Origin of the sequence: Microbacterium lacus (genome assembly GCF_044794305.1) — a bacterium.
Lineage (GTDB): Bacteria > Actinomycetota > Actinomycetes > Actinomycetales > Microbacteriaceae > Microbacterium > Microbacterium lacus_B.
Genome location: NZ_CP084996.1, coordinates 1,035,882 through 1,049,442 on the forward strand (window position 1 = coordinate 1,035,882; position 13,561 = coordinate 1,049,442).

The window sequence follows — 13,561 nt, forward strand, 5'->3', positions numbered from 1 at the left end:
GCGGACGGACCGCTCCCCTCGAGAGCTCACGGATGTCGATCCGTGTGAATGTCCCGCCCTTGCTCGACAGCCAGCCAGTCATCTCGACTGCACCGAAGGAGTGAAAGATGAGATCACCAAGGAGCACCGCCACCACGCCAGCTCGTAGCGGGATCGTTCAAGGCCGGCTCGTCGGTGTCGCGGCGATCGCGTTCGCGGTATTGGTGGTGACAGAGAACGTCATGTTCGCGGTGACGGACGCGCCGAGCTACGGCGATCCCATCGACGAAGTGCTGACCTATTACGCGACCAACCGCGACACGGTCGCGGTCATATCTGGTCTTGTAGCCATTTACCTGCCGCTGCTGCTCGTGTTTGTGACGGGCCTCCACAGCAGTGTGCAACGGCGCGGCGGATCGGGCACCGTCTGGTCGCGCCTCGCCGTGGCTGCGGGCGCAACGCTGGCGGCCATCCTCGTACTCTTCAACGTCACGCAGATCGGGATCGCGCTCTCCGCCGGCGGCCTCGACGAACCGACACCCGCGTTCGAGCTCGTCTGGCAGATCCACGCGGCGGCGTTCGGGCTGGCGCTGCCGATGATCGGTACCACCTGCATCGGCGTGACTCTCGCCGCGCACGCCAGCGGACTGACTCCAGCTTGGCAGAGCGTGCTGGGCCTGGTGAGTGGGAGCCTGCTGCTCGCCGCCGGACTCGGCAACCTCGCGATCGCGGACGGGTCGGCGCTGATCTTCGTCGGGCTCCTAGGGTTCGCCGCCTGGCTCGTCTGGATGCTCATTACCGGAGTGCGCCTCGTCCGGTCCTGACCAGACTGAGGGCAGCGCCGAGGTGTCAGCATCACCTGAGCTGCGCTCGAGCTGTGAGAATTCGACTTCCCGCAGAGGTCCTGTTCCGGGCGCCGTACACGGTGACAGGCAACGCCTACCGGACTGTGCGGCTAAACGCTGGTAGCGGGCTTCTCGTTCGCGGCGGGTGCCGGCACGTCGTCGGGGGCCGTCCATACGGCGCGGAGGATCTGAATGGTGGTGTCGAGGTCGACGCCTGCGCGGTTGCTGGTGTCGGCAAGTGCGCGGGCGGCGTCGAGAACCGGGCGACGAGTGGTCGTCGCGGTAGTGCTGACGCGGGTTCCGCTTCCGGTGCGGGTGATGAGGAGGCGCTCGGTTTCGAGCGCGCGGTATGCCTTCGCGACGGTCCCGGGCGCGACTGCAAGATCCTTTGCGAGTTGGCGGACCGAGGGGAGCCGGTCGTTCGCGGCGAGTTGGCCGGAGGCGATCAGTCCTCGGATCTGGTCCCGGATCTGATCTGTTGGTGGAGCGGATCCGGACAGGAGGATGATCACGCGTCCACCATCAACCGCGCGTTACGGCGCGCACTGACTGCGGTGAGCGCGACCGACGCGAATAGCGCGGTACCGGCCACGACGGCGATGTAGGAGGCGACGATGAAGACGGGGATCATCGCCACGATGGGAGTCGTGAGGGTCACCTGCCCGACATCCGACGACACGGTCGCGGCAAGCGACGCGGTGCGGGCGAGGGATTCCACGATCAATCCGAGATGGAGGACGAGGGATGCGGTCACCACGACGATGACGTTGCGCGAGCGGATGCTTCGGATGCGTGCGTCCTGCTCCCGGTCAGCCGCCAGCGGAGGCCGGGCGATGAGCGCGAGGCTTCCTGCCGCGGCGGCGGCGAGCGCGATGATCGTGATCAGTGCGGAGAGCGAGTAGTACCAGCCGTAGATGTAGGTCGCCATTGTCGTTCCGGTTCCGAGGTCGACAAGGTACATGTCGTACCGCCCCGTGTCCGGGTTCGGCTGAGACGCCACCCCGGAGAGGATCGTGATCAGCAGGACCACCGCCAACACGATGGCCGGTGCGAGGAACCAGCGGGGGCGGGTGAACCGGAGCGGACCGCGGGGCGCGAGTTCGGCTACCCCCGCGCCCCGGCGGGATCGGATCGGGAAAGCGAGCAGCGCGACTCCCACGATCCCAACCGCCACGGGGATCGTGAACCGGTAGTCGAAGTACCAGACCGCGAAGGCAGCGGACGGGCTAAAGGGCATAAGGACAGGCCCCGCCATCAGTACCCGGACCGACACCTCGACAAACACAGCCACCACGCCGGCGACAACGGTGAACACAGCGACCGACCCACCGAGCGGATGCAGGTTTCGACGGCGCATCAGCCACCAGGCCACGGCAAGTACGACTCCTACGAGTGGTGCAACGAGCACCCAGATCAGCATCCACGGCATCAGCGCGCCTTTCGCTTGTATCATCATGATGACACACATTTGTAGCATTGAGTTGCTACACTTTCTCGTGATCGCCGATGAATCACTGTGATGGGCGGAGCAACGCTGGTCAACTGGGCGATACCGGATGCAGGAGGTCAACGGGCGAGCCTAAGAGGGGGTCGCTCGAGCACGAAGCTATTGCTGAGCTGTCTTTCCTCCTTGCGCGAGACGGGGGCTCAACTCAAGTCCGAAAGATTGGGGTCAGATGAGGTCAACGCGGGTGACGATGATGTCGGTCTCGCTTCTTGGGCTGGCAGCGCTGCTTGCTGGTTGCTCGTCGAGCGGAACGAATTACTCCGCTCTGGATCAGCAGGTGAAGCCTGGGGATGAATTACCCAGGGCGATCGACAATGGCGGCGACGAAATTGCCGCTGACACGGCGCGATTCGTGGGCGAGCATGACGGCGTGAGTCTGTGGCTCGCGCGCGCTGAGCGCCCGGACATTGTCTGCCTTATCGTGTACGCGAACGATCAGGACTGGGTGACCGGATGCGGCGCCGAAGGAGGTCCGATCGGCGTCGGCGGACCCTCCGGTGGTTACGTCCTCAGTCCCGACGGCGCACCGACCCCCGACGGCTCACGTCAACTGACCGACAACGTCGACGTTGTCACGAAATAGGATTCCCTCCACTAACGCTCCATCTCGCTAACGTTCGCCATCACTCTGGCATTCGCCTTCCGGTTGTTCCTCGGGCTCAGGGAGACTGTCTTCCTTTGCGCCGCGACCGCGGCCAGTGTCTCGGGATGCCGTCAGTCGGGCGCGGTAGCCGCAGTCAGCACGATGAGCGGACTGTGCGCGATCATGTCGTCGACATCGTCTCGGCGCCATCGGCGTGCGGCGGCCTCGATGAGCGGCCGTGCTTCGTGGGGATCGGTGATTACCCGCGCCGTGGCACGAACGTCGGCCTCGATGCCCTTCTTCAAGTGCACAATGACTTTGGGGTCTGCGGTGATGTTGTGTATCCAGTCCCTTGTGCGGTCTCGACGCGGCATCCCGGTGATGAACAGCACGCCGTCCTCATGGTGCAGGAAGATCTCAATGCGGCGCGGTAGCCCGCTACGGCGACCGGTCGTCGTCAGGTCGATGAGCTGACTTCGGTGCAGGGCCTCACTGACGTCGTTGTTCATACCTGTTGAAGCAATCTCGCTGCTGCAGACATTCCAAGCGATCGGTGAGACTTTCCGTGCGCAACGCTGATCGCAGAGCCCCCGGTAGCAAAAGCCACGTCTGTCGCCCGCGGGTCCCGGAGCGCTCAATCACGGCGCTTAAGCCGGTCGACCAACGGGCGCAACCAACCGGCGGAACCTTAAGCATCGCGGCGCCAATCGGCGACCTCGGCGTCGGCGACGAACTCGGCCGCGAGGTAGGTTGCGACCGCACCCGTGTTGGAGCTTTCTGCGCAAACGGTAGCGCTCGACGAACCCATCTCGCGCAGCGTCGCCGCGGCAGCCCGCGTCATGACTGCGCCGTACCCACGCCCGCGGTGCTCTTGATGAACTCCCAACGGCTCGATGAGCCCCGGACGCGCGACACCGCCGGACCACACTGCGGAGACCGCGACCGGGCGGTCCTGTTCGTCGCGGAGTAGAAGGATGCGCGCGGCGTCTAGGAACGGAGTGTCCGCAGCCGCACACCATTCATCGACGAAGCTGCGAAGGCGCTCGTCGGTCGTGGGCGTCCCACGGAAAGCCGACCAATGAACCGACACCCACTCCGCGGTGCGCTCCGGCTCGACCGTCTCGATGCGCAGATCGGAAACCTCGACGGGCGCTGCAAGATTCCGACGCAGTGGTGTCCACGGCTCGTCGGGCAGCCACCCGTGCCTCGCGAGTTCTTCGGCGAGAGCGGCGGCGCCGCGCGCCTCGATCGTCGCGCTTCCGGGCTCCAAGACACCGGCTGTCGCATCACCGACGTCCGCCGAGATGCGAGAAGCGAGAGAGGCGTCATGGCACCGCGCCGGGTCTATCGCGAACCGCAACAAGTTGGGGCCATCGAGCAGTGCAATCGCGACAATGGTGTCACCGTCGGACCACACGCGCGTCGCGGCGGCGGTGGCGGTGGATCCTCGCAGTGAGTACCAGCCCAGATCGCCCGGATGTAGGTGCAGTGGTCCATCGTCGTCCTGCCACCCGCCCAAGACGCGGCCGATGTGTTCGAGCTCTCGGCGGTCGGGCGTTCTCGCGTTCGCGTACATGAGCCCTCGTTTCCCAACCGCACAGGCGATGCATCGCATCGTGACCAGCGCGGCCACCGCGAATACAGAGCATCGCGCAATCGTCGAACCACCCAGGTTAGCCCCAGGCGGCGACGTGAAGGCGCTCGATGATCGTCGCGGAACTCATTGCCCGAAGCCCGCAGTGGGTCGCGGTGCGCCCGCGGTCTTTGGCGAAGGTCGACTCGTATGCGGGCGCCGTCTAATGCGTTAACCGCTTTGCCATCGATCCAGAGCGCGCGCCGACAAAGCAGGGCGCCGAGGCCAACGCCGACCAGCCCGAACGCGATTGTCCAGACCGACGTAACCCGCAGAGAGCAAGATTGCTCAGCTTTCGACGCGGCACAAGACGCCCGAAATGCTCGATGTTGGCGATCTGAGACGTCGCGCGCATGTCGTCGCAGGCGGTCGTTACCGGTGCGGCGAACTCTAGTAGTGCGGGCCAACGCGGGCAAGAACGCCTTCTGTGTGGTCTGACCACAGAAGGAATCCCTGATCAGAGCGAATAACGGCTACGCCCCTGGAGGGACTCGAACACGTTTTGAGCATTGTGCTCTGCGGCATTTAGCGACAACTTCCGCGGAATTACGCGGGTTCTGCCGACTGCGAAGGCATCGAAAGACGTCCGAAAACAGCTATCGGCAAATGGAATGCGGGCAAAAGGCGGCCAAAAGATGGGCCCCGTTCCCCTGTTTTTGGGGGTACTCGGAGTAAGCCTTCATTCACCGGCATTTGCAATCAAATTCCGACATAGCCATTTTGAGCATATTGCTCAGCATGCGGGACTCTATCTCCCATCTGTTGCGCAACATGCTATGTTTCGGCTCGACCTTGCTTCTCGGGAGCGAGCACTGGCCTCTCCGGCATCTGGACGCTCGTCGATGTACGCTTTGACGTACATCTCCTAGCGTGTCAGAATCCTCGTACAGTGCCATGTGTGTCTGAAATCTCGTACAGGATGTCCGCCGAGGAAGGGAGCGACCAGTGCTCGTGAACGTCTCGCGCGATTGGGCGAACTTCGTCCGCGATCGCCGCTCGGACCTCGGGCTCACTCAGGCCGATCTGGCGCACCGGATCGGGCGCGCCCGCCAGTGGGTGGTGCGGTTCGAGTCCGGTCACGCCGGAAGCGCCAGTGTGGACAGCCTGATGGCGGTGCTCAACGCACTCGATCTGTACGCCGAGGTCGCCGCGGCAGACGACGGCGCTGATTCAGATCCGATGTTCATGGACGTCGTCGATCCATGGGATGTTCCGAAGGCGCACCCATGAGGCTTACTGCGTATTTGGATGGGCGGCGCATCGGCTGGTTCACCCAGCGCGACGGCGGCGACGTCACGCTGGAATTCGATCCTGCCTGGCAGCGTGATGCCGGCCGCCTCGAGCTGTCGCTCTCGTTGCCGAAAAGCCGGCGCCGACATGAGGGCACCGCGCCCGGGAACTTCCTCTGGAACCTTCTGCCCGACAACGACGACGTGTTGGCGCGGTGGGGGCGGACGTTCGGGGTTTCCCCGCGCAACCCGATGGGGTTGCTTGCGAACGTGGGACTGGATGCGGCAGGCGCAGTGCAACTCATCGACTCGACGCAGTGGGACGAAGCGGTACTCGACGGGCCGGACGAGATCGAGTGGGTCGATGACGCGATCATCGCTTCGCATCTGCGCGAGCTGCGAGCCGACCCTTCCGCGTGGGTGGGGTCAGGCTATGAAGGTGGCTATTTCTCGCTCGCCGGAGCCCAGTCCAAGTTCACTCTCGTCCGCGGCCCCGGCACGTGGGGATTCGCGAACGGTCGCGCCGCGTCGACGCACATCGTCAAACCCGGCGTAGCGGGGCTCCGCCGCAGCGACCTGAATGAGCACCTGACGGTGCGAGCTGCGCATCACCTCAAGATGGATGTCGCACACAGCCGACTGGCGAGCTTCGAAGACGAGAGTGCGATCGTGATCGAACGCTTCGATCGTTACCGGCGACGCACCGACCAGGTCGAAGGAGCCGCAGTAGCCCGCAGGCATCAGGAGGACTTCGCGCAAGCGACGGGCACGCATCCAACGGCGAAATATCAGAATGAGGGCGGGCCCGGCATCGCCGCGATCTCACAGCTCATCATCGACAGATTCGGTCCCGCCGGCCCCCCGGAGGCCCTGAAGTTCTTCGACGCCACGATCTTCAACTGGGTTGCGCTGGGCACCGACGCTCACGCGAAGAACTACGCACTACTGTCGTCGATGTCTCGAACGGGATGGCCTCGCCTTGCGCCTCTCTATGACCTCGGCTCGGCACTGTCGTATCCCGAGATCAACAATCGCAGAGCAAAGCTCGCGATGTCGTTTGACGGCCACTATCGCACCTTCGAGATCGAGCCTCGGCATATCGTGCGCGAGGCAAGTGTCTTCAACAGCATCCTGGGGCAAGGAGCCACTGCGGACTGGGTGTACTCGTGCGCACGGACATACGTCGATGGGTTGCCCGACGCGCTGAGCCTTGCCGCCGAGGAAGCCTCGCTCAGCGGGGAGGAACGACAGTTTGCCGCGACCCTGATCGATCGAGCCCGCGAGCGCACAGAGCAGCTGCAGCGGCAACTGGAACGCCGGCAGTGACCCCGCCGCTTGCCGGGCGGGTCGGAGCACTGCCCGCAATCGGCGGGGCCGTCGAATGCGAGACGCTATACGACGCGGGCGGGATCATCGCCCGATCGACGGACCCCCAGTCCCGGATGGTCCGTAGTGCGGGCGGGTCGGGTCGTTGTATGGGTCTACCGCCGGCGCCCGTCGAGGCTCCTGTATCCGCACTTCAGGCGCGATTCCCGCATCACGCGCGCGGGTCATCAGTCGGGTCGCGGTGCTCTGGCTGACTTCGAGCGTGTCCGCTACGAGCTTGAGCGGGGGGTAGCTGATCGCCGTTGCTACGCGATAGACGGCGGTCGCGGCATACAGATTCTCCAAAGGTTCGCGCTCCCCCTCGGCGATGACGCGGCGGAGAAACTCTCGCACCGAGACCCTGTCGCGATCGGCGCCGCTCGCTCCGGGAACGTCAACGGTCACAACTTCGATCGCCGATTTCGACATGATCCAGTGCGTGCGCACCTCGCGGAGCATCTGGCTGGTGATGTCCACGCCTTCGCCGTCGCGTTCAACACCAGCGAACACGACGGCAGTGCGGCCGAGCGCAGCATCCCATTCGATCCGCACGGTGATCGTGCCGGGCACGTCCTGCTCCCCCGACACACGCGCACGCCAGGATTTCGGAAGGGTTATGTGACTGCCGAGATCGATGCGTTCGTCGCTGATGTCATATGCCTCGACGTCTGCCATATAGTCCACTATTCCAGGTCGACGGCGATTCGCGAAGAAGACTGTCGATCCTGGCTCACATCTGTGCTACGTTGCGACGAAGGGAGACTGACACTACTGGCTCAAGGAAGGAACGTGCTATGAACCACTCACCGGGGCACCTTGCTCTGACGATGAAGGATGCCGCGAAGCTCGTCGGCGTCGACTACCGGACGATCAAGCTCGGCATCGAGAACGGGACCATCCCCACGATCCAGCTCGGCCCGCGCCTGATGATCCCCCGCGCCCCGCTGCTGCGCGTGTTCGGGATCAACGCCTGAGCGCGGCGCCCGCGTGCCCGGCCCAAGCCGCAGGCCGACATTACCCGCGCCTGGCTTCACCGAGCGGTCTTCATCCACACTGTCAATGACTTCGCGGTCGCGAATCGCCTGAGGGTGGCGCTGTCAAGCGGGCGGGAATACCGCCGCTAAGCGCCTGTGGATGCTGTCGACGTCTGTCGCAGCTACGTCGTCCGAGACTTCGGCCAGCCGCTTGAGGAGCAGTTTTGGCCACAGCACGTCGATGTCGTTCACGGTGAATGCCCCGCCGATGAGCGGCCAGTCGGCCTCTACGAAGCAAAGCGCGCCCCTCACGATTACGTCCGTGTCGGCCAGTGCGGCGGACACCCTCTCCACCTGCGACCGCACTCCCTCGACGAGTTTGGTCTTGTCGCGCCCACCAATACGCAACGTCTCGACGCGTGGGCGAATCAGACCGCCCTCTACATGCAGGGCAGGACGCTGCCCCTTGTATCGCTTCGCGTCGATCACCCATACCCCGGCCGGGGTGACGACGATGTGGTCGATGTTCGCGCGCGTGCCGGGAATGCGGCGATCGTGAAGCACCCGGGCGGAGTCCGGCAAATCCCGGAGTCTCTCGGCGAGGATCTCCTCTCCGATCGCGCCGCCCTGCCATGCACGTGTGCTCTGGGGGTCCTCGGAAAGCGCAAGGATGAGTCCCCCGAGCTTCGGATAATTGGTGCGAATGCGTGCCTCGCGGGCGTCCCTTCGGCGTTCGTGCTCGCGGCGAGCCGACGCGCCAGCAACACCATCGCTCAGAGCAACGGGTTCTGCTTCGCAGGTCACGCAGCGCACTGACTTCGAATGACGCTCATAGATCGCGTCGCTTCCCGTCGACAGCGCCGCCCCGCAGAGTCGGCATATTCCTGCGTAGCGCAAACGCATACGCTTCTCGTCTTGCCCCGGCTCAAGCGTCACGGCACGACGCTAGCAGCGCTCGATTGACGCCAGGGCAGGGCGCGCGTCATAGCTGTCCGACTGCGACTAACCTTCGCTCATGGACGTTGACGGGACGGATGCAACCGCTCCCGAGGGAGATCCCACTCAGGCGCATGCAGACTCACTCGCGCAGTCCTTCGTGACAATGAGGGACATCGCCGTCGACTTAGATCGTCTTGCGCGAGCGGAGGTCCCGCCCACGAGTCGGCTCGGCGCTGACGAGCGCACCGCCCGGGAAGCGGGCGGCAGTCTGGTGCTGACTCAGTACGTTCAGGAACGCGCCGCAACCACAGCACGGTTTTTGTTCGAGCTTCACCGTTCGACGCTCGAGGCCGATCCGGGACAACTGACTCTGGACTTCGTCCTCCTCTATCCCACCATGCGCGGGGCAATCGAGAACAGCGCAGCCCTGACCTGGCTACTCAGTCCGGAAGACCGTCCCGATCGGCTCGAGCACTTCATTCAGCTGCTCCGCCGCGACGTCGGTCAGTTCGTCGCGAACAATAAGCGCCTCGCCGCGTCACGCGACGACTCCGTTCCCATTCCCCCTGAGATGTTCGACCAACTTGCGACTGCCATGGAAACCCAAGGCCCCCTCGCCACGACCTACCTCGACAGCGCGGCAAGCGCGATCGGGCTTGATGCCCGTTCGACTCGGCAGCAAGCGCAAACTGCAACTCCCATCGCCGGCGTCTACGGCGAGAACAGCTTGGTGCATGTCGTCTGGCGCTTCCTTAGTGACCTCACTCACTTCTCTTTCTCCATCATGAGGAATCAGGAGATAGCTGAGGCCGAAGGCGGAGGACCGGTCAGGATCGCGTCGCTTCGTCTGTTCGCAACGACGACCACCCTGACCGCGCGCGACGCCCTGCGAGCACTCGAACAAGCCACGCACCGCGAGTCACGTCCGTAGGTCAGGGGCGGCGCGATTGGATCCCGAACCGAACAGTGTGCCGATCAGGAGCCCGTGTGGGCGCTCGAGTCGGATCTCTCCGAGGTCACCTTGGCGCAACCTCAGACGGGTAGCTCCATCAGTACATCTAGCGTTCGAGATGTAGTTCGTGGGCAGCGTCGGTGTGGGTTCCGGCGGGGTACGCCTGCGCCCGGTATCGATCGCGGATGCGGAGCGCAGATTCGTCGGGGTGCTGAAGGAGGTAGCGCCCGACGTCCGTATATTCCGCGAGGCGTCCTTCGCTTACGGAATTGAAGGACCATACGGGATGTCGCCACCGGTGGAGTAGTGCCAGCGCAGTCCAATAGATGCCGATGCCCGGGAATGTCGCGATCGGCTCGATCGAGTGATTAGAGTCGGGAAGGATGAGATGGTGCTCAACGTTCGCGCAGACGATCTCCATGCGAAGTCCGAGCTTGCCCTCTTGTACGGCCAGAGCGTCGCGGACTTGACTCGCTGACGTTAACCCTGCGATCGCCGTTGCCCGTTGCACCTCCCTCTCATGGTTGATTAGTTTCCTGATGGGCAGGTCGAGTGCGTCCGAGATTTTGCGGTCAAGTGCTCGCGAGTGTCGATCGGTCTCCACGATGCGTTGAAGGTGTCCGGCGTCCGAGGAACTATCCGCGAGGAGGTCGGTTCTACTGGGGTCGACCTCGTTCCGGATGGAGATCAGCTGCTCGTCCACGTTTTCGATGAGGGCAGCCGTGAGCGCCAAGCGACGTCGGACGGGCCTCGGGAGTAGATCTGAGTCGTGGTAAGCGAGCTTGTGCTCGATCTCAGCCCACGCGTGTTCGACGATGCTTCTAATCTGGACCTCGGCAACGGCGGGAGACATCGACGGTTGCTGAATCAGGTCGCCAAATGGAAGGTCTCGGTGGCGGGACGCCCAGGGCATGGTTGCCACGAACTGGATCGATCTGTATCCAAACTGCGTGTCGTCGAGGGCATCCGCCTTGTTCACGTACGTGCCCTCGTGCACGCTCATCATGTCGCGGACGACCGCCTCAACCCAGGGCGCGTCATCGCGGTAGTAGGTGATGATACGGACACCGATGACGTCTTCGATATGCAGCGCCGGATCCTTCTTGATCTTGTCTCGGAGCTTGCGCTCGAAGGAAATCCGATCCTTCGCGCGCGCTCTGACAAGGTGCACGTGCCCTCTAAGCGAGTTCGCGGCGAGCGCCTCCTGGACGCGTCTCTCGAGCTCTGCGGCGTTCTCCCTGTAACGCTCGTAGTTCGTGTCGTATACCTCGAGCGCCTGTGTGATTCGACCCTCGTCATTAGCCGACAGTGACATGTCCCGAATGCTAGCCCAGCGAGTTAGCGGACGGATCGCGCTCTTCCGCTGTGTCCGAACTAGGGGTCGCACTGAGCATGTGGCACGCATATACGCTCTTCCCCACGTCGCGATCGGTTGGATCCCTCCACGGACACCTGCGAGGACGGTCAATCGTCGTCGCATTGAGGGAATACCTACTAAATCAAGAAGCGGGCGCTCGCTCGCGAACGGAGCCGAGCCAGTGTGCTGACCGATTCCCGTTTACCTTCCACTCGCTGATTCACAAGAGAGCGTTGAGGTCCACAAATAGCCGTTCGAAGTTGTCGAGGGCAGTTTCCAGAGGCTGTCCAGTCACCGCGTCCGGATGAGTTATCAGGTACTTCGAAGGGGTGTAGTGGTCGAAACCGGGATTCCAGCCGGAAGCGAAGGCCGCGGCCTCAACCACCACTCGGTCATCACTGTCCGACGGCTTCTTGGCGGGCATCTTCTTACTGCCTTTCAACGCGTACGCAGCGTTCACGAGTTCGACGTAGAACGCGCGTCCAAATATGTCCTCTGTATCGGCATCGCGGTCGTTGCTCGAGTAATCGGTCGCGATGAAGACATGCCCGTCGTGCAGTAACTCAGAGGTCTGAATCTCACGGACCTTATTCCGCGAGCCATCCCCAAGATCTGCAAGGACCGCTACGTGGAGGTCGTTGCCGGAGAAGAGCGCCAGGAACGACGGGACTTTCGTGATACCCCCGCACGGTGTGATTGTCCATCGTGAGTCCAGGGCCGTTCGGCCGGCTTCGGCTAGGGCCTGGCTTGCCCACTGGAGGTAGAGCAGGTCCGAAGGCCCCTCAACCAGCAGAGTGTGTTCGCCGACGAATAGTGACTGCGAAATGTCGTAGCCCAGCGCCGCTCGAAGCGGAAAAAGCGTATCCCCATTTGCTTTCAATACCTCTGAGTTGACCTTTGTGCCAAGCACTTCACCGTCCCTGCCTGTTGCATCCTCGACCGTTCGGCAGGACAGCAGATTGTCGGTGTCGATCATGAAAGGCGAGTGAGTGCTGTAGATCACCTGGTACTTGGTGAGCAACTCTTCGTCCATGAAGCGCAGCAGGTCTTGTTGGGCTTTCGCATGCAGACTCAGACCCGGCTCGTCGAGCAGGACGATGAGGTTCTCTCCATATGTCTTCTGCACCTCGGAGAACCACACCAGGAAAGAGAAGAACCAAATGAAGCCCGTACTGCGCTCATCTAGCGAGATCGTTGCCTCGTGGCGCATGTTCTCAATACGGGTCTGGAACACTTTCCCCGTGTTGAAAGGCGGATCGTCGCCCGATGCTGCCTCATGGAAGCGGAAGCGAACCTTTAGGTGCTTGTTCTGGCTCCAGTAATTGAAGATGCGCCGAGACATCCGACTTTCGACTGCTTCGAGTTTGCTGATCAGGCCCTCGGATGTGTTGATGTTGACAAGGTCATCCAAGGAGGTCCCGACCATCGAAAGGAGGGCGAGGAAGACGTTTGCTCCGAGCAGGCTCTCCAACGTCTGATTGTCTCGATGGCTTATGACCTGGTTGACGGAGATGCGTCCAGGCAACCTGTCGTATTCGGCGTAGTAAACAAAGACCGGCAGCCTCCCTCTCAGGTAGGAAAAAGCGGTGCTATTGAGGTTCCCGCCGGTGAGCAACTGAGCCAGGCGCTGGGCGAACGCCGCCTGTTTGGGTGTCGGTTCCGGAATGGCTCCCAACGCGGCGATTAGCTCACCCGGATTCGCGGCGCCCTTGAGTGGTGCTGCCTCTGATGCGTTCAGCGACCCACCTGCGAGGAGTGCCGCTGCCGACTTGCCATAATCCAGGGGAAGCGTCCAGTTGAGCTTGTTGGCGTAGTTCTTAGTGAGTGTGACTTCGCGGCTCGTCACCGCATCGGCGGAACCCGCAAGTCGAGCAAGCTCCTCGTACTCGTCGTCATCGAGACTCCACACCGTCTCAATCGCGACCTCGTCGGGGTTGTAGTCCTCCATCAGCACTCGCGGGTAGTCCGTTTCACGAAACCCACCCCGTTCGGTGCGTGCTGCGTTGAGTTTCTCCAACGCCTCTAGCACTGCAGTTTTGCCGCTCTCGTTCTTGCCTACGAGGCAGGTCAAGTCGTTGAGTGTGAACCACTCAGAATCGATGACCGCCTTGTAGACCTTTACCCGCGCCTTGCGAAGTTTCATGACTGCCCCATTCAATCGCCGCCGTTCTCGAAGCGTATTGGCATAGCACGACATT

The 13,561-nt window shown here is 62.9% G+C and carries 14 protein-coding genes; 6 read left to right on the plus strand and 8 right to left on the minus strand.

The genetic code is table 11. The annotated features are described in order from the left end of the window. Positions 1–107 precede the first annotated feature (107 nt). On the plus strand, positions 108–803 hold the full coding sequence (locus LG299_RS05105; RefSeq protein ID WP_404433883.1) for a hypothetical protein: 696 nt from the start codon (positions 108–110) through the stop codon (positions 801–803). Between the two features lie 131 nt (positions 804–934). Here LG299_RS05105 and LG299_RS05110 read toward each other — a convergent pair whose 3' ends face one another. Both LG299_RS05110 and LG299_RS05115 read right to left on the minus strand, forming a co-directional pair. Next, entirely contained in the window at positions 935–1,336 is a 402-nt protein-coding gene (locus tag LG299_RS05110) for a GntR family transcriptional regulator (protein ID WP_404433884.1), read from the minus strand. Then, positions 1,333–2,280: a hypothetical protein gene (locus tag LG299_RS05115; protein ID WP_404433885.1), complete on the minus strand. Its 948-nt coding sequence runs from the start codon at positions 2,278–2,280 to the stop codon at positions 1,333–1,335. The genes LG299_RS05110 and LG299_RS05115 overlap by 4 nt, the downstream gene beginning before the upstream one ends. Positions 2,281–2,500: 220 nt before the next feature. Between LG299_RS05115 and LG299_RS05120 the strand changes: the two genes are divergently transcribed. Then, the gene (locus LG299_RS05120; protein WP_404433886.1) at positions 2,501–2,914 is read left to right on the plus strand and encodes a hypothetical protein; all 414 of its coding nucleotides are present in this window, start codon (positions 2,501–2,503) and stop codon (positions 2,912–2,914) included. 131 nt (positions 2,915–3,045) lie between these two features. Here the strand turns inward: LG299_RS05120 and LG299_RS05125 are convergent, their stop codons facing one another. Next, entirely contained in the window at positions 3,046–3,423 is a 378-nt protein-coding gene (locus LG299_RS05125; RefSeq protein ID WP_404433887.1) for a nitroreductase family deazaflavin-dependent oxidoreductase, read from the minus strand. 179 nt (positions 3,424–3,602) lie between these two features. Then, a complete protein-coding gene (locus tag LG299_RS05130) occupies positions 3,603–4,490 on the minus strand; it encodes a GNAT family N-acetyltransferase (RefSeq protein WP_404433888.1) in 888 nt (295 codons plus the stop codon). Between the two features lie 1,002 nt (positions 4,491–5,492). On the opposite strand from LG299_RS05130, the gene LG299_RS05135 reads away from it, so the two are divergent. Both LG299_RS05135 and LG299_RS05140 read left to right on the plus strand, forming a co-directional pair. After that, positions 5,493–5,777, plus strand: coding sequence for a helix-turn-helix domain-containing protein (locus LG299_RS05135; RefSeq protein WP_404433889.1), 285 nt, complete (start codon positions 5,493–5,495; stop codon positions 5,775–5,777). Continuing rightward, positions 5,774–7,102 carry a type II toxin-antitoxin system HipA family toxin gene (locus LG299_RS05140; protein WP_404433890.1) on the plus strand — a complete coding sequence of 443 codons (1,329 nt, stop codon included), beginning with the start codon at positions 5,774–5,776 and terminating at the stop codon, positions 7,100–7,102. The genes LG299_RS05135 and LG299_RS05140 overlap by 4 nt, the downstream gene beginning before the upstream one ends. Before the next feature lie 84 nt (positions 7,103–7,186). On the opposite strand, the gene LG299_RS05145 is transcribed toward LG299_RS05140, so the two are convergent. Then, entirely contained in the window at positions 7,187–7,816 is a 630-nt protein-coding gene (locus tag LG299_RS05145; RefSeq protein ID WP_404433891.1) for a hypothetical protein, read from the minus strand. Positions 7,817–7,935: 119 nt separating this feature from the next. On the opposite strand from LG299_RS05145, the gene LG299_RS05150 reads away from it, so the two are divergent. Beyond that, complete coding sequence (locus LG299_RS05150) at positions 7,936–8,115, plus strand: helix-turn-helix domain-containing protein (protein WP_404433892.1); 180 nt, start codon at positions 7,936–7,938, stop codon at positions 8,113–8,115. A gap of 123 nt (positions 8,116–8,238) precedes the next feature. On the opposite strand, the gene LG299_RS05155 is transcribed toward LG299_RS05150, so the two are convergent. Next, positions 8,239–9,051 (minus strand): nuclease-related domain-containing protein, encoded by an 813-nt coding sequence (locus LG299_RS05155; protein WP_404433893.1) that lies wholly within the window; start codon positions 9,049–9,051, stop codon positions 8,239–8,241. A 79-nt stretch (positions 9,052–9,130) separates the two neighbouring features. Here LG299_RS05155 and LG299_RS05160 point away from each other — a divergent pair, with 79 nt between their 5' ends. Next, a complete protein-coding gene (locus LG299_RS05160; protein WP_404433894.1) occupies positions 9,131–9,985 on the plus strand; it encodes a hypothetical protein in 855 nt (284 codons plus the stop codon). A 127-nt stretch (positions 9,986–10,112) separates the two neighbouring features. On the opposite strand, the gene LG299_RS05165 is transcribed toward LG299_RS05160, so the two are convergent. Both LG299_RS05165 and LG299_RS05170 read right to left on the minus strand, forming a co-directional pair. Beyond that, a complete protein-coding gene (locus LG299_RS05165) occupies positions 10,113–11,321 on the minus strand; it encodes a GTP pyrophosphokinase family protein (RefSeq protein WP_404433895.1) in 1,209 nt (402 codons plus the stop codon). A gap of 262 nt (positions 11,322–11,583) precedes the next feature. Beyond that, a complete protein-coding gene (locus LG299_RS05170) occupies positions 11,584–13,506 on the minus strand; it encodes an ATP-dependent nuclease (RefSeq protein ID WP_404433896.1) in 1,923 nt (640 codons plus the stop codon). Between the last annotated feature and the right edge of the window lie 55 nt (positions 13,507–13,561).